The organism is Candidatus Chloroploca mongolica, assembly GCF_004762035.2.
GTDB classification, from domain to species: domain Bacteria; phylum Chloroflexota; class Chloroflexia; order Chloroflexales; family Chloroflexaceae; genus Chloroploca; species Chloroploca mongolica.
In genome coordinates this window covers 50,096-66,660 of record NZ_SIJK02000007.1, presented here as the reverse complement: position 1 = coordinate 66,660, position 16,565 = coordinate 50,096, and the positions used below count along the sequence as shown (strand labels likewise).

Annotated in this window: 14 protein-coding genes; 5 read left to right on the top strand and 9 right to left on the bottom strand. The window is 58.4% G+C overall.

What is annotated here, in order from left to right; genetic code table 11:
• Nucleotides 1-25 precede the first annotated feature (25 nt).
• Genes EYB53_RS05775 through EYB53_RS05765 form a run of 3 tightly spaced genes read left to right on the top strand, consistent with a single transcriptional unit; the run spans nucleotide 26 to nucleotide 4,321 of the window.
• On the top strand, nucleotides 26-1,585 hold the full coding sequence (locus tag EYB53_RS05775) for a PP2C family protein-serine/threonine phosphatase (RefSeq protein WP_135477259.1): 1,560 nt from the start codon (nucleotides 26-28) through the stop codon (nucleotides 1,583-1,585).
• Nucleotides 1,582-2,838 (top strand): vWA domain-containing protein, encoded by a 1,257-nt coding sequence (locus EYB53_RS05770; protein WP_254150916.1) that lies wholly within the window; start codon nucleotides 1,582-1,584, stop codon nucleotides 2,836-2,838. Before EYB53_RS05775 ends, EYB53_RS05770 begins: the two co-directional genes overlap by 4 nt.
• 7 nt (nucleotides 2,839-2,845) lie before the next feature.
• Complete coding sequence (locus tag EYB53_RS05765) at nucleotides 2,846-4,321, top strand: double zinc ribbon and FHA domain-containing protein (RefSeq protein WP_254150915.1); 1,476 nt, start codon at nucleotides 2,846-2,848, stop codon at nucleotides 4,319-4,321.
• Between the two features lie 73 nt (nucleotides 4,322-4,394).
• Here EYB53_RS05765 and EYB53_RS05760 read toward each other — a convergent pair whose 3' ends face one another.
• The 9 genes from EYB53_RS05760 to hoxE form a co-directional block, all read right to left on the bottom strand.
• Nucleotides 4,395-6,470 (bottom strand): TolB family protein, encoded by a 2,076-nt coding sequence (locus EYB53_RS05760; protein ID WP_135477258.1) that lies wholly within the window; start codon nucleotides 6,468-6,470, stop codon nucleotides 4,395-4,397.
• 3 nt (nucleotides 6,471-6,473) lie between these two features.
• Nucleotides 6,474-7,160, bottom strand: a complete 687-nt coding sequence (locus EYB53_RS05755) for a LuxR C-terminal-related transcriptional regulator (protein WP_135477257.1) — start codon at nucleotides 7,158-7,160, stop codon at nucleotides 6,474-6,476.
• A 130-nt stretch (nucleotides 7,161-7,290) separates the two neighbouring features.
• The gene (dnaN, locus tag EYB53_RS05750; RefSeq protein ID WP_135477256.1) at nucleotides 7,291-8,424 is read right to left on the bottom strand and encodes a DNA polymerase III subunit beta; all 1,134 of its coding nucleotides are present in this window, start codon (nucleotides 8,422-8,424) and stop codon (nucleotides 7,291-7,293) included.
• The gene (locus tag EYB53_RS05745; RefSeq protein WP_135477255.1) at nucleotides 8,421-8,687 is read right to left on the bottom strand and encodes a hypothetical protein; all 267 of its coding nucleotides are present in this window, start codon (nucleotides 8,685-8,687) and stop codon (nucleotides 8,421-8,423) included. The genes dnaN and EYB53_RS05745 overlap by 4 nt, the downstream gene beginning before the upstream one ends.
• Nucleotides 8,688-8,722: 35 nt before the next feature.
• Nucleotides 8,723-10,147 carry a Ni/Fe hydrogenase subunit alpha gene (locus EYB53_RS05740; protein WP_135477254.1) on the bottom strand — a complete coding sequence of 475 codons (1,425 nt, stop codon included), beginning with the start codon at nucleotides 10,145-10,147 and terminating at the stop codon, nucleotides 8,723-8,725.
• Between the two features lie 67 nt (nucleotides 10,148-10,214).
• Nucleotides 10,215-10,748, bottom strand: a complete 534-nt coding sequence (locus tag EYB53_RS05735; RefSeq protein ID WP_135477253.1) for an NADH-quinone oxidoreductase subunit B family protein — start codon at nucleotides 10,746-10,748, stop codon at nucleotides 10,215-10,217.
• Between the two features lie 72 nt (nucleotides 10,749-10,820).
• Nucleotides 10,821-11,528 carry a bidirectional hydrogenase complex protein HoxU gene (gene hoxU, locus EYB53_RS05730; RefSeq protein ID WP_135477252.1) on the bottom strand — a complete coding sequence of 236 codons (708 nt, stop codon included), beginning with the start codon at nucleotides 11,526-11,528 and terminating at the stop codon, nucleotides 10,821-10,823.
• A 93-nt stretch (nucleotides 11,529-11,621) separates the two neighbouring features.
• Complete coding sequence (locus EYB53_RS05725; RefSeq protein WP_135477333.1) at nucleotides 11,622-13,238, bottom strand: NuoF family protein; 1,617 nt, start codon at nucleotides 13,236-13,238, stop codon at nucleotides 11,622-11,624.
• 8 nt (nucleotides 13,239-13,246) lie between these two features.
• A complete protein-coding gene (gene hoxE / locus EYB53_RS05720) occupies nucleotides 13,247-13,756 on the bottom strand; it encodes a bidirectional hydrogenase complex protein HoxE (RefSeq protein ID WP_135477251.1) in 510 nt (169 codons plus the stop codon).
• Between the two features lie 196 nt (nucleotides 13,757-13,952).
• Here hoxE and bchJ point away from each other — a divergent pair, with 196 nt between their 5' ends.
• Both bchJ and bchE read left to right on the top strand, forming a co-directional pair.
• Nucleotides 13,953-14,564: a bacteriochlorophyll 4-vinyl reductase gene (bchJ, locus tag EYB53_RS05715; protein ID WP_135477250.1), complete on the top strand. Its 612-nt coding sequence runs from the start codon at nucleotides 13,953-13,955 to the stop codon at nucleotides 14,562-14,564.
• A gap of 109 nt (nucleotides 14,565-14,673) precedes the next feature.
• Entirely contained in the window at nucleotides 14,674-16,308 is a 1,635-nt protein-coding gene (gene bchE, locus EYB53_RS05710) for a magnesium-protoporphyrin IX monomethyl ester anaerobic oxidative cyclase (RefSeq protein WP_135477249.1), read from the top strand.
• Nucleotides 16,309-16,565 lie beyond the last annotated feature (257 nt).

Here is a 16,565-nt window from a genome sequence, read left to right as displayed (position 1 = left end):
AGTTCCGCGAGGCCCCCAGGAGAAGATGATGAACCAGTCAGCCCCTAATCTGTTTGCCGGCCGCTATGTGCTTCCCGAGGGCGATCACTCTGGTACGATCAGTGTGGTGGATACGATGCCCTGGCAACGCTGCTGGGCCTGTGGCTCGCTCTCTAATGAGTCTGGTGATGCGTTTTGCAATGATTGTGGCGCAGCCCTTGATGAGCGGAGCTATCGGGCCATCTTGACTACTCCCGATGCCCTGATCGGCCCGGCCCTGGTGCCGACGATTGATGCTGAAGAGGTGCGCCTCCTCTTGCCCGAGGTTGTCGCCCAGGTTACCGAGGATGATCTCGTCCTGACGCTCTTGCACGATCACGGGCCAACGACGCTCGCGGCCCCGCTTGATGAACTTGCGGCGCTTGATCTTGGAATAACGCTCGCCAGGTTGCTGGTCTATTTGCACGATCACGCGATGGCGCTCGGTTCGCTGGCAATGACCGATCTCGAGGTGATGCCCAGTGGTCGCGTGCGCCTCCGTGATGCCGCCGGGTTGCGTCGGGTCGAGGCTGACCAGGCCTCGACGGTGGTGCGCGCTGATCTGATGACCCTCGCTGAGTTGCTCGAGCAGTTGACGGTCACGCCGCGCACAACCCGACGCTTGAGTGAAGAGGCTGCTGTCGCTGCCGAGGCCGAACAGCCGGGCTTGCCTCTGCTGTTGCGTCAGGTACGTACCGGCGAGTGTACCAATGCCCTGACGTTGCTCACGCGTCTCGAAGCGATGCGGGCTGAACGTGCTTTGCCGGTTTGTTTGCGCCAGATTGTTGGGGCCGCAACGCACGTTGGGATGGTGCGTGACCATAATGAAGATAGTTACCTGGCTTTGCAACTCGCCGCAAATAATAATAGCTCCTTCCAGGCTATCGGCCTCTATCTTGTCTCGGATGGCATGGGCGGCCACGCGGCAGGTGAGCTTGCCAGTGGCCTCGCGATGCGGGCTGCGGCGCAACTTGTGGTGCAGGCGTACCTGACCCAGGCGCTTGATCCTGAGCACGCCTATAACCAGGTGGAAGTTGGGGATCTTGTCCGCCGTGCGGTGCTGGCCGCGAATGAGGCGGTGGTCAACGAGGCCCGTACCCAGGGCAATGATATGGGCGCGACCCTTACGATGGCGCTGGTTGTTGGTGATCGGGTGACCGTCGGCAATATTGGTGATAGTCGTACCTATCGCTATCACGAGGGACGCCTTATCAGGATCAGCAAAGACCATTCGCTGGTGCAACGCCTGGTTGATCTTGGTCAGATTGCCGATCAGGATATTTATACCCATCCCCAACGCAATGCCGTGTTGCGTTCGCTCGGCGATCGCCGTGAGGTCGAAGTTGATATCTTTCACGAGCGCGTCCGCGCCGGTGATGCCTTGCTCCTCTGCTCTGATGGGCAGTGGGAGATGACCCACGATCCCGAGATGGAACTGTTGCTGGCCGCTGATGATGATCCCCACGTGATCTGTGAACGCCTGATCGCCGCAGCCAATCGTGCCGGCGGCGAAGATAATATTGCGTCGATTCTGGTTCGTTTTGCTGATACTCCCGGAGGCATATGATGGCTGATGCCGTCACGTTGACATGTACATGGGGGCGTGCGCCGTTACCTGTGACCGGTACGCCCCAGGTAGCCTATTTGCTTGTCGAGGCTACCCCCGCGACCAAACCCTCGGTGCCCGTGCCCCTCAATTTCTGTTTTGTGCTTGACCGCTCGGGTTCGATGCAGGGTGCCAAGCTTGAGAGTATGAAGGCCGCCACAAGCCGCGTCATCGAGACGTTGACCCCGGCGGATGTGGTTTCAATTGTCATCTTTGATGATACGGTGCAGACCCTTGTTCCGGCGACGCCCGCAACTGATCCTGCGGCCCTCCTTGCGGCGGTCAATACGATTACCGAGTCGGGTGGCACCGCGATGTCCCTTGGTCTGCAAGCCGGCCAGGCCGAGTTGCAAAAATATCTTGGCCCCGACCGCCTTAGCTATCTCGTGCTCCTCACTGATGGGCAGACCTGGGGTGATGAGGATCTCTGTCGTACTCTTGCCAATGACCTTGGGCAGGCCGGGGTTCGCATGACGGCCCTGGGGCTCGGGGCCGAGTGGAATGAGAAGTTGCTTGATGATCTCGCTGACGCGACCGGCGGGGTCTCTGACTATATCGCTGAACCGGCACAGATTGCAACCTTCTTTCAGCGTGCGCTACGTAGTGCGCAGGGTACGGCCGCTACGGATGCCCGTCTCTTGCTCCGGCTCGTCAAAGAAGTTGTTCCCCGCGCCGTGCATCGTGCAACCCCAACCATTGCTAATCTTGGTTATCAGCCCATTGGCGAGAGCGAAGTTGCCGTTAAACTTGGCGATCTCGTGCATGGACAGGTCAATAGTGTTGTGCTCGATCTGATGGTTCCCGTACGTGCCGCTGGTACCTTCCGTATTGCCCAGGCCGAATTGCACGCTACCCTTCCCGGTGCAACTGCGCCTGAGGTGGTAAAACAGGATCTGTTGTTGTCCTTCACTGCCGAGGTTGAGACCTCGGCCTATGACCCACGTGTGATGAATCTTGTCGAGAAAGTCACCGCCTTCAAGCTTCAGACCCGGGCGCTCGCCGAGGCTGAGCTTGGCAATCTCTCTGGGGCAACGCAGAAACTTCGTGCTGCCGCAACGCGCCTGCTCGACCTCGGCGAATTAGATCTTGCGGCGAAGACGACCGCTCAGGCCGATCAACTTGAACAGGGGAGCGGGTTGAGTGCTGAAGGCCAGAAAGAGTTGCGGTATGCGACCCGACGGTTGACCCAGAAATTGGATGAAGCAGATGTGTGAAGGAGTCATGATGATTACCTGTCCCTCGTGCGGTGCGCTGAATGATCCAGCCAATCGCTTTTGTGACCAGTGTGGCGCTCGTTTGACCAATGATCAGCCAGCATCGCCTCCGCCTCCCGTGGCTGTGACTGCTGCTCCTGCCCCAGTCCTGCCGACGGCACCGGTGTGCCCGAGTTGCGGTGCTTCGGTCTTGCCCGGTGAGGCGTTTTGTGATAATTGTGGTGCCGATTTGCAGATGCTCTGGCAGCAACTTGCTGCTGCTTCGTCTCAGCCAGCGTCGCCTCCTTCGCTCCCTCAGGTGCCCCTTGAGGTTCCAGCCGCCCCCGAGTCATCAGCAACGACGCCAGAGCCGGTCGCTCCTGCGCCCGTCGAGACCGAGCCGGTGGCCCCTGCGCCGGTCATGGAGGCGGTGCCGATTGTAAGTGAACCCGAGGCCCAACCCGTCGAGGCCGAGCCGGTGGCCCCTGCGCCTGTCGAGGCCGAGCCGGTGGCCCCTGCCCCGATCGAGGCCGCGCCGGTCGCCCCCGTGATGGAAGCGGTGCCGGTTGTCCATGAACCTGAACCCGAACCAGTGTCCCCTATGCCCATCGTGGCTGAGCCAGTCGCTCCTGCACCAGCGCTAGAGGCCGAGCCAAGCGTAAGCGCGTCCGCGCCGGTCGCACCTTCGCCAGTGGATGTCGCGACCTACGAAGCACAGCGCAACGAACTCGAGGCCGAGCTTGCCCGCCAGGCCCAGATCATCATTCAGTTTGAGCAAATGCAAGCCACCTTTGGGGCCGCCACGCCCGCCGCAGTTGTCGCTGGTCTGGCCGAGGCACGTGAGGCCTATACTCGGATCGAGGCTTCGTTGGCAGCGCTTGTTCCCCCTGCCCCAACAGTTGACCCTGCGGTGGTCAGTACCTTGCAGGCAACGGTGGCCCGCCAGCAACAGATCATCAGTCAGTTTGAGCAAATGCAGGCCACTTTTGGGGCAGCAACACCGGCGTCCGTCGCGGCTGGTCTCGCTGAAGCACGTGAAGTGCTGATCCGTGCCCAGGATGAATTGAATAAACTCGGCCTTGCTCCAGATGCAGCATCGGCTGCGGTGGCCCCCGTTGCGCCACCGGCCCCGGCTGCGGTGGCCCCGGTCGCCCCGCCGTCCCCGGTCGCCCCGCCGCCGCTCGGACCGCATTTTGTCATCGCTGACGGCGGGCAAATGCTGACCTTGCCCACTGATCGGGCCGAAATTATCGTCGGCCGCGAAGATCCGGTGAGTAGTATCTTTCCCGAGATTGACCTGACCTCATTTGGCGGTGAAACAGGTGGCGTCAGCCGCAAGCATGCACGGATCACGCACAAAGACGGTCAGTGGATGCTGACCGATCTCGATAGCACCAACCACACACGGATCAACGGCGAGCGCTTGCTCCCCAACGTCCCAACCCCACTCCCCGACCAGGCGAAAGTCCAGTTTGGGAAAGTCGTCGTAACGTTTCACGCCTAAACGTTGACGCCTGATCATGGAAAAAAGCCAGCGTAGCTGGCTTTTTTCCATGTACAACCATAACATCAGGTCTTTAGCGCTGCAACGTAGCCATCCCACGCTCGGTGACGAGCAACCGCCCACGCGTACCCTCGGCAAGATCCCAGAGCCAGAGTTCAACCGGGTTGCGCGGAGTGAGCGCAACTGGACCACGCGGCCCTGCCGGTGAGCTCGTCAGCACATAGGCAAGTTGATTGCCTTGCATCACTGTCTGACCAAGGCCACCTGTACGCTGGCCTGCCAGGATCAATTCGGTACGTTGCGCACCGTTCCATCGGTAGATCTGGTAATCCTGTACTGCCTGACTTGCGCAGAGCGTTGTGAGATAGACCAAATGACCGCTATCATCCCAACCAAGTGCTCTTGTCCAGAAAGGCCCCTCGCGCACTGGTTCGAGCAGCGGTGTGGCCGTTGGTAGCGGTGTCGCGATAGGCGTCACCGTTTGTTCTGGCTCGGTGGTAGCCGTTGGCGTGAGCGTTGGTTCGGCGGTGGTCGTGGTGGTGACGGGCTCGGTGGGGACACTAGTCGGTGTCACCGTTGGTACCGCGGTACTGGTGGGCCTGATGGTTGGGGTAAGCCTGGGCCCCGGCGCGATGTCGATCAAGGTTTCTGTGCCGAGGATATCAAGGATCGTACCGTCGGCATCGAGAACCACCAGGTCGGCACCACGCTCATCGTTGCGCCAAGCCTCAACCGCAAAACGTTTGCCATCAGGGGCCACGAGTGGCTGCCCGAGTGCGCTATAGGGAGTCTCGCCATCATCGCGTACGAGAATGGCTGCCCCGACATCAACGACCGTGCCATTGGCGCGCCGCAAAAAGATCGTACTCCGTCCATCTTGTGAGGTAGCCGCGATCACCATATCACCGTTATCCAGCCACTGGGGGCTGGTGCGACCCCACTCATCCACGCCTTCGTGCATGCGGCGTGGGAGCGTACTCGCGGTGGTGGGGATACTATAAATGGCGCGCTGGATCGGCATCGCCCCGGTCTCATCTACGGCAAAGGCAACACTCTTATCATCAAGGCTAAACGCTGGATCGGCACAACTGACGCCAATCTGGGCGATGGGGCGCTGATTCGTGCCATCTGCTTCCATCAACCAGAGCGTACTTGGTACAGGGAGGTCAGTTTCGGCGGGATCAAGCCCGGGCAAGGCGCGACAGAACGCCACGAGCGAGCCATCGTGACTGACCGCAAGATGTGTCTCGGTCTCGGGCGAGTCGGTCAGATTGACGGCCCCAGCATTTTCGGCACTGATCGCATCGGTAGCGGCATCACTTCCGTGCTCGATGCGCCAGATATCGCCATCGAGCAGCATAAAGAGGGGGGCTGCGAGTTCAGCACGGGCAGCATCGACACCGAGCGCCAGCGGATCATTTGCGCTGCTCAGGGGCGACGTACGGGCAACCGCGATTGTGAGCGTTGCCGGATCACCACTGAGGTTCAGCCGAAACGGCAGCGGCTCATTCAGGGTGAGTTTCACCACCGCCCCGGCCTCACCATCATCGGCAGGCACAAGCTGCAGCCCGGCAATTGTCCGTGTGCTGGTGACAGCTTCAGTGAGCGCAGCGACCGACTCCTCGAAACGGGCATCCCTGATCCAGCCGGGGAGGTAGACCTCAAGGTGATGGAGCGTCTGATCATTGCCGTAGGCAGTCACACACGACGCGCGCGCACCGATTTGGTTGGCCCCAGGGGCGGGTTCAAAATTCAGGACAACCTGCTCGGAGGCCGGATTGCCCCTGATGTCGACTGATACGAGGCGGGCTGAAAAGAGACCGCGCAGATCACCAACGAATTGATCGCAGAAGCCAAACCCGACGAGCGCCGGATTCGGCGTAGGGGTTGGGGGCAACGGCGTACTCGTTGGCAACGGAGTGAGTGTGGGTGGTTGCGTTGGGCTAGGAGTAGGCGCGATCGTCGGCGTACTGGTTGGCGCGGGTGTACTGCTGGCGGTCGGGGTTGGCGAAGGCGTCAGGGCCAGGATCGTCTCGATCCCAGCGATCTCTTCGCGTTCCCCAGCCGTGGTCAAATCACAACTGGCGAGCAGCATCATCAGCATCAGTGGAAGCGCGAGCAGAGCGCGCGAGAAGCGGTTTAGAGTCATTGATCAATCACCAGGAAGCACCACCTTGATCCAGCCGCGGCGCATCGCATAGACGACCGCCTGCGTTCGGTCATTAACGGCAAGCTTGCGCAGGATCGAAGAGACATGGTTTTTAACCGTCTGATTGCTAATATCCAGCCTGGACGCAATTTCTCTATTTGTACGACCGGCGGCCACCAGTTCGATCACTTCAAGCTCACGAGGCGAAAGTGGCGAATAGATACTCTGCGTATCTTCATCAACAACCATCTGGCGAAACGCAGCAATCACCTGAGCGGCGACCTCGGGCAGCGAGAGCACCAGATCGTTGATCGGATAGCCTCCATTGCGCACCTCGTTCATCAACTCAAGCAAATCGGGCCAGGCAATATTCCGTGGCACATAGGCTGCGACGCCGGCCCGGATTGCCTTCACCACCGAACTACCTTCCATTGAGGTGTTAAAGAGAATAATACCCGTTTGCGGATGGGTGCGTTTCAGCGCCCGTGACACCTCAAGCCCATTGACCCCGGGTAGATCGACATCCATCAACACCAGATCAGGGTTGCTATGATCAACAATCTGGATCGCCTGCTGACCATGCCCTGCTTCCCCGACGATGATGGTATCAGGCAAGGCCATGATGTGATGGCGGAGACCTTCGCGAAAAATCGCATGGGCATGTACAAGTACAATCGAATTGATACTCAAGAACGGCTCCCTTGCACTGATCCAGAGTGCGCACGAGCACGTAAATCGCGACGAGCTATGCCTGGCGTTACGATGCTACATTTTCCAGAACTGACTCAGTAGTATAGCTGATGGATCGTCCTTCGACAACCTAGCGAATGCTCATGGGCATAATAATATGAATATAGCCATCTTGACCAACGGGCTTAAAGACCCCGGGACTCTGGGGCGATTGGGTCTCTAAGGTGATCTGGGCACTCTTAATTGCCCCGAGCAATTCCGTCAAATATTTGACATTGAGGGCAATCTGCCCGCCCTCGCCCTGAATCATACCATCAATTTCGCCGGTATTATCACCAACTTCGGCGGCATTCGCACTGATGATCACCCGTCCTGGGCCAAGTTCGCCGCCGGGTTCCATCGTCAATTTCACGACGTTCTGACTCGCCGTAGCGAAATACGAGGCAAGTTTGACTGCCTTCGCGAGCTCACTCGTTTCGAGCACCGAGCGGGTTATGTGTTGCTGGGGAATGATCCGCTCGACATCGGGGAAGCGTCCATCAATAAGCCGCGAGACAAGCTCGGTCGTCTCGGTATGGAAGAGCACCTGGCTGCCCCCGGTGGCTACGGTGATACTCACCTGGCCCTGGGTTTCGCTGGCGATCCGGGCCAACTCGGCGAGCGTCCGGGCAGGCACAATGAATTCGCTCTGGCGCGCGACTGGTTCAGGCAGGGGCACATTCCGTGTTGCCAGACGAAAGCCATCGGCAGCGGCGAAAAAGAGACGCGTATCGTTCAACCGCACCAGCACACCGGCAAGCACAGGGCGCGACTCATCGGTTGCGGCCGCGAAGACTACCTGGTCAATTGCTTCCCGCAGCACATCAGGAGGCAGCGAGGTGAGTGGCTCTTGCCCGGTGATCGACGGAATCGTTGGAAACTCGTCTGCCTCGATACCCTTGATATTGCTTGTGAAACGTCCACATTCGACCTTGAGTGTCTGCGTACGGGCATCAAGGGTCAACGTCACCCGGTCATTGGGCAGGCTCCCAATGACATCTGCCAGTAATTTTGCTGGCACCGTCACGGCACCTTCTTCCTGGATTTGTGCCCCGATCCAGTGCGTAATGCCAACTTCGAGATTCGTTGCCGCGAGTTTCAGCCGACCTTCGTCGGTGGCAAGCAACACATTAGAGAGGACAGGCAGGGTGCTTTTGCCGGCGACTGCATGGCTGACTGTGGCGAGGCCACGTTTGAGGTTATCTTGCAGACAGGTCAACTTCATAAGACGTGCTTGCCTTTAATATAAAAAAGCTGCTTTCCTCGGGTACAAAACGAACCCGTGGCAAGGAAGGCGCGGGTGCTGCTGGCTTCTTCCTCGATACCTGACCACAGGCGTTGCAATGTATCTTTGTTGTGTGCGACAATTATAGCATAGAACTGCGTAAGCGCTTCTTGGGGGCTTGCGCCCAATGTTAGGGTGGCAGCCCTAACAACTATTCTTGTGCTGGCGAAAACGACCAGCTTCGCGGCCGTTTTCGCCAGCACAAGGGAGATTCTTGGTGGTCGTAGGCCCCCAAACCCTACCGCACCGCGTGATCCACCACACGCCCATCGGGGCCGATCAGGCTGATCGCAAAAGCCGCCTGGCCTACCGCGTGGGTCGAGCAGCTCAGGCACGGATCATATGCTCTGATGCCGGCCTCGACCCGATTGAGCAAACCTTCTTCGAGGCGATCCCCGCGCAGGTAATGGCGGGCGATCTGCGCGACGGTCTGGTTCATTGCCAGGTTATTCTGCCCTGTCGCGATGATCAGGTTTAGATAGGTGATCAGGCCGTTCTTGTCGACCTGATAATGATGGAAGAGGCTCCCCCGTGGGGCTTCGCTACATCCGACGGCTTCGAGATGATTGACCCCGGCATCGGCGCGCAACACGCTCGAACCCAGCTCGGGGTCGTCGAGCAACTGAGTAACCAGTTCAAGCGCCGCGAGGATCTCGATCAGCCGTGCATAGTGGTAGTAGAAACTTGCCGTGACCATCCGGTGCCCAGCACGCTGGCGCATCTCGGTCAGTTCTGCGTCGGCGAGCGGTGTCCCTACCTGGTCGCACACGTTGAGGCGCGCCAATGGCCCCACCCGATAGATACCGTCGGGATAGCCGAGGGGTTGATAATACGGGAATTTCAGGTAGCTCCAGGCTTCCGATGCTTCACCAAAGAGTTGCTGATAGTCGTCAGCTTTGACCTGGTCGGCCAGGATTTGGCCTTCGGCATCACGCACGCGCAGTTTGCCGCCGTGATGTTCCCAGTTGCCTTCGGGTGTCACCATGCCCGCAAAAAGGCTAGGGAAGAAGCCATAGCTGGTAACTTCTTCGTCACTGGCATCAAGCACGGTCTTGAAGCGTGCCAGCGCATTGCGGGTGACATCCATTGCTTCGGGCAAACGCTGGCGAAAGGCCGCCCGCACCTCTGCACTCATCCCCGAACGGACGCCGCCGGGCACCGCCCAGGCGGGGTGGATCTTGCGCCCACCGAGCGCCTCGATGATCTCTTGCCCAAACTGGCGGAGCCGAATGCCCCCGCGGGCAAAGTCTGGTTCAGCCGCAATTAGTCCAAAGATATTGCGTTTCGCCGGGTCACTCTCATAGCCAAGAAACAGGTCGGGGCCGCTGAGATGAAAAAAACTGAGCGCGTGGGACTGAATAATCTGGCCGAGGTTCATCAGCCGTCGCAACTTATCGGCAGCCGGCGGAATCTCGACAGCAAGCAAAGCATCGCCTGCCTTGGCCGATGCTAGGATGTGGCTAATTGGGCAGATACCGCAGATGCGGGCCGTAATCGCCGGCATTTCCCAGAAGGGCCGCCCGATGCAAAAGCGCTCAAAGCCACGAAACTCGGTGACGTGAAACTGGGCATCGCGCACCGACCCGTCATTGTCGAGATAGATGCTGATCTTTGCGTGTCCCTCAATACGGGTGACAGGATCGATCACGATTGTCTGTGTCATAGGTCGTTCCTCTATAGGCCTCTGGCGAGGGCCATATGCGTCCAAGTGCGTTGCTTGGGTGTCGCGCTTACCCGAACCCTCCGACTAGTTCAGGAGGTGTACCTGCCAGCAAGGCTTCGAGCACGGCGCGGATGCGTGGGCCAGAAGGAGGACAACCTGCCAAGAAGAGGTCAACGGGGATAATCATATGGATCGGGACGACCTGATCAACCAGGATCGGGACAATCCCTGGCGTACTCGGCAGAATCCCACGGGGGTCGCCGTGTTCAATATAGACCTGCTGCAGGATGCTGCGCGCCTCGCCAAGTGGATTGCGCAGCGCGGTCACATTGCCGGTGACGGCGCAATCGCCGAGCGCAACGACCATGCGGCTACGTTCACGGACATCCTGGATCAATTCGAGATGCTCATCATTGGCAATCGCGCCCTCGACCAGGGTCAGATCGACATCTTCGGGAAAGGTCTTCTGATCTGCAATCGGGCTATAGACCAGATCGACGTGGGCGGCAAGATCGATCAACCATTCATCAAGATCGAGGAGCGACATATGGCAGCCCGAGCACCCTCCCAACCAGACAGTCGCAAGTTTCAGACGGTTCATATCGTCTCTCCATCGTTATGCTTCGGCGAGGTTCGATGGGCGATCAGGCTTGATCCCTACCCCGCCGAGGGGTCACCAGCGTTCATTGCGGGCTGCCACAATCGTGGCAATGCGACTGGCATCGCGTTCAAGCTCAGCCACGGTGCTGCCACGACTAAAGATTGCCCCGGTCGGACATGCCAGGAGGCACTTGCCACAGGAGGTGCAACTCGTGGCCTCGCCCCATGGCACATTGAGATCGGTAATGACCCGTGCATTCGTTCCACGTCCCGCAATATCCCAGGTATGCACGCCTTCGACCTCGTCGCAAGCGCGCACACAGCGAGTACAGAGCACACAGCGATTATGGTCAATGCCAAAGCGGGCGTGGCTAATATCAACGCTGCAATCTGGCGACAGATACTCGTAGCGCACGTGGCTCATCCCAACTTCGACGGCCAGTTGTTGCAATTCACAGTGACCCGAGGCGACACAGACGGCACAGATATGGTTGCGTTCAGCAAAGAGCAGTTCAACGATCGCCCGACGGTGGGCCTTGAGGCGGGGCGTATCAGTCTGTACCTCCATCCCCTCGGTGACGGTGGTATGACAGGCGGGTTGCAGTTTGGCCGAGCCAGCGATCTCAACCAGACAGAGCCGACAGGCACCTACTTCAGAGAGGCCATCCAGGTGGCAAAGCGTCGGGATGCTGATCCCGGCCTCACGTGCTGCTTCCAGCACCGTCTCATTCGAGCGGGCACTGATCAGCGTTCCATTAATCGTCAATGTTCTCGCGGCCATGCCATCATCCTTATAACGCTAGGGGTTGGGGGTGGTGTCAACACCCTTTGCGCCTTTGCGTCAAATCATCAAAAAACTTACTTCACACACTCCTCAGCGACTGGTGAGATTGATCCTCACCCGTTTGCGGAGCAGCCGTTCATACTCCTCACGAAAATAGCGCAGCGTACTCTGCACGGGATTGGGCGCAGACTGGCCCAGGCCACAGAGACTCGTCTCGCGCAGCAGGTGGCAGAGTTGTTCCAGGGTCGCCAGATCGGCTGCCGTTGCTTGCCCAGCACTGATTTTGCTCAGCAGGCGATACATTTGCACGGTTCCCGTGCGACAGGGAATGCACTTGCCGCATGACTCGTCCATGCAAAATTCCATGTAAAAACGGGCGATTTCCACCATGTTGGTGGTGGCATCCATCACCACCATGCCCCCCGAGCCCATAATCGAGCCAACCTCGGCGAGCGACTCGTAATCAACGGGGGTATCAAAGAGGGCTTCGGGAATACAGCCGCCTGAGGGGCCACCGGTCTGCACCCCTTTGACCGGGGTTCCATCGGGGGTACCGCCGCCGAGTTCTTCGACAATTTCGCGGATGGTCATCCCCATCGGTACCTCGATCAAGCCGGTATTGCGCACCTTGCCGGTAAGCGCAAAGACCTTGGTGCCTTTGCTGCGTTCCGTGCCAATGCCGGCGTACCAGTCGGCGCCATTGGTGATAATCGGCGCAATATTGCCAAAAGTCTCGACATTATTGATCAGCGTGGGATAGCCCCAGAGGCCGTGTTCAGCGGGATAAGGAGGCCGGGGTCGGGGTTGGCCGCGGCGACCTTCGATACTCGCGATCAGGGCCGTCTCTTCGCCACAGACAAACGCGCCGGCCCCGACCCGAATATCAACCCGGAAGTTGAAACTCGTATCAAAGATCTGGCTCCCGAGCAGATCATGTTTTCTGGCCTGGGCAATGGCCTTCTGCAGGCGCGCAATCGCGAGCGGATACTCACCGCGCACATAGAGGTAGCCCTGATCGGCCCCGACCGCATAGGCCGCAATGCTCATCCCTTCAAGGATAAGATGCGGATCGCTTTCGAGAATACTGCGATCCATAAAAGCCCCGGGATCGCCCTCATCGCCATTGCAGATGACAAATTTGCGTTCACCGGGACTCTTGGCGACCGTTGCCCATTTCAGGCCCGTCGGATAGCCGGCCCCGCCTCGCCCGCGCAGACCACTGCGGGTGATCGCATCAATCACCTCAGCCGGGCTCATCTCGTGGAGCACATGATAGAGCGCCTGATAGCCACCGACCGCAATATACTCCTCGATCCGTTCGGGATCGATCACGCCGCCATTACGCCGCACAATATGCAATTGACGGCTAAAAAACGGATGGGCGTGGTCGCCCTGTTTGACGTTGCATGGGCCGCCATCAAGTGAAGCAATAATTTCGGGGGCCTGTTCAGGGCGCACATGTTCAAAGAGCACCCCATCAGCTTCAACACTCACCATCGGTCCCTGGCCGCAAAAGCCCATACACCCGACGCCAACGATGTCAACCCGCTCGTTCTGTCCTGCCGCCTCAACCGCCGCTTGCAACTGATGAAAGAGTTCAAGCGCACCCGAAGCCTGGCATCCCGAGGAGGTACAGCAGTGGATCCGAATCGCCTTGCGGCGGCTTCGCTCCTGCTCGGCCATGATCTGAAGATCCTGAAATTCCATCACACCCCTCAATCCTCATCGAGCAACGCACGCACCCGTGCTCGCATCACTTCGGGATCGGCATGACCGGCCACATTGCCATCCACGATCACCGCAGGCGCAATGCCGCACGCCCCGAGGCAGCGAGCAGTCAACAGTGAAAGCTTGCCATCGGCAGAGGTTGACCCGGCCCGCAGGCCACTCTCGGTTTCGAGCGTCGCGAGCAGTTCCATCGCCCCTTTGACATAACAGGCTGTCCCAAGGCAGACCGTACAACTGTGCTCGCCCTGAGGGGTCAGGCTAAAGAAATGATAAAACGTCGCCACCCCATAAACACGACTGGGCGGAAGGTGTAGGCTATGGGCAATCTCGAGTAACCGATCTTCGGTCAGATGCCCATACAACTCTTGCGCTTTATGCAAGACCTCGATTAACGCATCGGCGCGGTACTGGTGGCGTTTCATCGTCGCCTCAAGGATCTTGAGGCGTTTGTCATTCGCCTGGTCAGCGGGTGACCTTGGGGGAGAGGCAGTAGACATACGCAGTCCCTATCTCGTCAACTATGACGCTCATATTGTCTCATGGTAGCATCCCGGCTCATCCTAATCAGAGAAGAAAACCTTACGTAGTGTTGAGCGATCATTACCCTTCGACCCGAGCCCGCGTGGTAGACTTTTCGCGGGCTGTCATGATATGAAATGTCATGGGATTGTTTTCATGGTGAAAGGTTCTGTTATGCATACAACACACGCGCCGGCAGGTGTTGTGCGCATTGGCCCTAACTCGATTATCCAGACGGTGGGGGCGCTCAACGAGTTGTATGGTGCCGAGGCTGCCCGGGCGATCCTGGAGCGGATTGGGCACAGCGCGTTGAACGAGCAATTGCCGACCGACATGGTTGATGAGCAAGTGTTTATGGCGCTGATCAACGCCTTGCGCACCGATCTCGGTTTTGAGGCGACCGGCAAGGTGCTGGCCCGTTCAGGCGAACGCACTGCCGACTATTTGCTCGCCAACCGTATTCCTGCACCGATCCGGATCCTTTTACCATGGTTGCCCGCTTCACTCGGTTTGCGCATCTTTTTGAAGGCGATCGCTGGTCATGCCTGGACCTTTGCTGGCAGCGGCCGTTTCAGCTACGACGTGGGGCGGCGAGGGGCCACCATTTGTCTGGCCGACAGCCCCGAGTGTCGTGGGATGGCAACTGATGCGCCGTTGTGCCACTACTACACCCACTGTTTTCAAACTCTCTTGCGTCCCTTGATCAACCCGCAACTCATGGTTCGTGAAACGGCATGTGGCGCGATGGGCGCTGATGCGTGTACGTTCGAGGTGACCATCCCCTGACAAGGGGCGTTCGCCGGAGGCACTGGCCTCCGTTCTCGTAGGTTTTTGTAGTACAGAGTCTGTTGTCAGTCGCAGGGCCATCACGGCCCCATCAACAAGGGAGACCGCTATGCGGATCATGATGATCCAGCCCAATTACCACGCGGGCGGAGCTGAAATCGCGGGCAGTTGGCCGCCGAGTTGGGTCGCCTACATCGGAGGCGCGCTTAAGACGGCCGGATTCGACAATGTTCGTTTCATTGACGCCATGACGCTCGACATCCCCAATGATCAATTGCGGGTCATCATCGAGCGCAACCGGCCTGACGTGATTCTGGCAACAGCGATCACCCCAATGATCATCAAGGCCCAAGAAACCCTGAAGATGGCGCGTGAGTTGTTGCCCAACACCAAGCTCATCCTCGGTGGCGTCCATCCAACCTTTATGTATGCCCAGGTTTTGTCTGAGGCACCGTGGATTGACTACATCGTGCGTGGTGAGGGTGAAGAGATCATTGTTGAGTTGCTCAAGAGCATTGAGGCCGGGAGTGATCTCAAAGATCGGGCGACGATCCAGGGCATTGCCTATCTCGAGAACGAGAAGGTTGTGGCGACGCCCGCACGTGATCCGATTGCGGATCTTGATACCCTGACGCCTGACTGGAGCCTGCTCGAGTGGGACAAGTACATTTATGTTCCGATGAATGTACGGGTCGCCGTGCCCAACTTTGCCCGTGGCTGTCCCTTTACTTGTCGTTTCTGCTCGCAGTGGAAGTTCTGGCGCAAATATCGTTCGCGCAGCCCGCTCAAGTTTGTCGATGAGGTCGAGACGCTGGTACGTGATTACAACGTGGGCTTCTTTATCCTTGCCGATGAAGAGCCGACCCTCAACCGCAAGAAATTTACGGCGCTCTGTGAAGAATTGGCGCGTCGCAAGTTGCCCGTGCTCTGGGGGATCAATACCCGTGTAACCGACATTATGCGTGACGAAGCCCTGTTGCCCCTCTGGCGCAAGGCTGGGTTGATGCATATCTCGCTTGGCACCGAGGCTGCCGCCCAGATGAACCTTGACCGCTTCCGCAAGCAGACGACGATCGAGCAGAATAAGCGGGCCATCAAGATGATCCAGTCTCATGGGATGGTTGCCGAAGCGCAGTTCATCATGGGCATGGAGAACGAAACGCCCGAAACCATCGAAGAGACCTATCGCCTCTCGCAGGACTGGAAGCCGGACATGGCCAACTGGAATATGTATACGCCGTGGCCGTTTGCCGAACTCTTCGAGGAACTGGGTGATAAGGTCGAAGTGCGTGACTATAGCAAGTACAACTTTGTCACCCCGATCATGAAGCCCGAGGCAATGGATCGCGAAGATGTGCTCAAGGGTGTGTTGCGCAACTATGCCCGGTTCTATATGCGCAAGGCCTTCTTTGAGTATCCCTTCATCAAAGATCCCGTCAAGCGTAAATATATGCTCGGTTGTCTGCGAGCCTTTATGAAGACGACCGTCACCAAGCGCTTCTATGACCTCGGACGTGTCCATATGAATGGGACGCAGATGGAGGTCGACCTGGCCTTTGATGAGTCGCGTGTCTTTACAATGGAGCAGCTGAGTACGCTGAAGGAAGATCGCCCCGAATTGGTGGCCGATATCACCTTCGGTGGGGCTATTCCCCGTGGCTTTGACCCCGAAGAACTCCGTCACCAGGCAGAGAATACCCTCAATACCCCTCTGCGTGACGAGAATAAGCAGGTTGGATGTTAGGTTCTTGGTGGCCCCCACGACCAGTTGCGCTGGTCGTGGGGGCTGTGTGGCGTTGATTGCCTGTTCCTCATTCACGTCCCTTGGCATCCCTGTAATGCTCTCTTAACTGTTAGGATGCATCTTACCACCCTACAGCCGCGCCTGTGGGGTTATACTGCATGGGACAGGGGATGTGTCGTTATTGTTCACAGCGGGAAGAGGTTCGTTAGACAGGGTCTTGCAGGATCTGTTGACAGGACTACGTTTACGAGGGAGGT

Bases quoted from the DNA above. Each gene is read 5' to 3' on its own strand.
- EYB53_RS05775 (WP_135477259.1), top strand. From the start codon at position 26: ATGATGAACCAGTCAGCCCCTAATCTGTTTGCCGGCCGCTATGTGCTT.
- EYB53_RS05770 (WP_254150916.1), top strand. From the start codon at position 1,582: ATGATGGCTGATGCCGTCACGTTGACATGTACATGGGGGCGTGCGCCG.
- EYB53_RS05765 (WP_254150915.1), top strand. From the start codon at position 2,846: ATGATGATTACCTGTCCCTCGTGCGGTGCGCTGAATGATCCAGCCAAT.
- EYB53_RS05760 (WP_135477258.1), bottom strand. From the start codon at position 6,470: ATGACTCTAAACCGCTTCTCGCGCGCTCTGCTCGCGCTTCCACTGATG.
- dnaN (WP_135477256.1), bottom strand. From the start codon at position 8,424: ATGAAGTTGACCTGTCTGCAAGATAACCTCAAACGTGGCCTCGCCACA.
- EYB53_RS05740 (WP_135477254.1), bottom strand. From the start codon at position 10,147: ATGACACAGACAATCGTGATCGATCCTGTCACCCGTATTGAGGGACAC.
- EYB53_RS05735 (WP_135477253.1), bottom strand. From the start codon at position 10,748: ATGAACCGTCTGAAACTTGCGACTGTCTGGTTGGGAGGGTGCTCGGGC.
- hoxU (WP_135477252.1), bottom strand. From the start codon at position 11,528: ATGGCCGCGAGAACATTGACGATTAATGGAACGCTGATCAGTGCCCGC.
- EYB53_RS05725 (WP_135477333.1), bottom strand. From the start codon at position 13,238: ATGGAATTTCAGGATCTTCAGATCATGGCCGAGCAGGAGCGAAGCCGC.
- hoxE (WP_135477251.1), bottom strand. From the start codon at position 13,756: ATGTCTACTGCCTCTCCCCCAAGGTCACCCGCTGACCAGGCGAATGAC.
- bchJ (WP_135477250.1), top strand. From the start codon at position 13,953: ATGCATACAACACACGCGCCGGCAGGTGTTGTGCGCATTGGCCCTAAC.
- bchE (WP_135477249.1), top strand. From the start codon at position 14,674: ATGCGGATCATGATGATCCAGCCCAATTACCACGCGGGCGGAGCTGAA.